Genomic DNA, 607 nt, shown 5'->3' with positions numbered 1-607 from the left:
AATGCGACCGGTTATGGTGTTTTCCTGCAGGCTAGGAGTTCTTATGGTTATTTTGTGCGTAATGTGGTTGTGAATAACACCACGATCAGGGACTGTTCCTTGGATGGTTTAAGGATAACCATGGAGCCCAACAGTGAGAATGTTACGGTGGGTAACAGTACTTTTAGTGGTAACAGGCAGCATGGTGCGTATTTTGAGACCAGGGGTCTTCTTTTACTGGATGATAATGTGTTTTCTGGTAATGGTTTTGGTGGGGGTGTTGATGGTTATTATGGTTTGAGGGTTGTTGGTGATAATGTTGGTGGTTTTGTCCTTTCTGGGGGTAATCGTTTTGTGGGTAATCGTAATGGTGTTTACCTGAGGCGTGTTGGTAGTGGGTCTGGTCCTGTGGTTTTGAGTGGTTCTCAGTTGACTGATAATGCGGGTTATCCTGTGGTTGTTGATGGTGTGGCTTTTGTGACTGTTCGTGATGCGGTCTTTGATGATGCCGCTGCCAGGCTTGCTACAGGGTTTGGTGTTCAGCGTGGTGTGCTTATTCGCGGAGCATCCTCCAATGTGACTGTTTCTGGTGTCACTGTGAATAGGACTTCTCAGCAGGGTTTGTTTG

1 protein-coding gene is annotated in these 607 nt (G+C 46.5%); it reads left to right on the top strand.

Going from position 1 to position 607, the window contains the following annotated elements:
- The coding region (locus tag L5462_RS09250; protein WP_237780485.1) for a right-handed parallel beta-helix repeat-containing protein at positions 1 to 607 on the top strand (607 nt) is incomplete at both ends.

Source organism: Methanothermobacter sp. K4 (assembly GCF_022014235.1).
GTDB lineage: Archaea > Methanobacteriota > Methanobacteria > Methanobacteriales > Methanothermobacteraceae > Methanothermobacter.
Note: the sequence above shows the minus strand (reverse complement) of the source record. Positions and strands in the feature narration are given on the sequence as shown.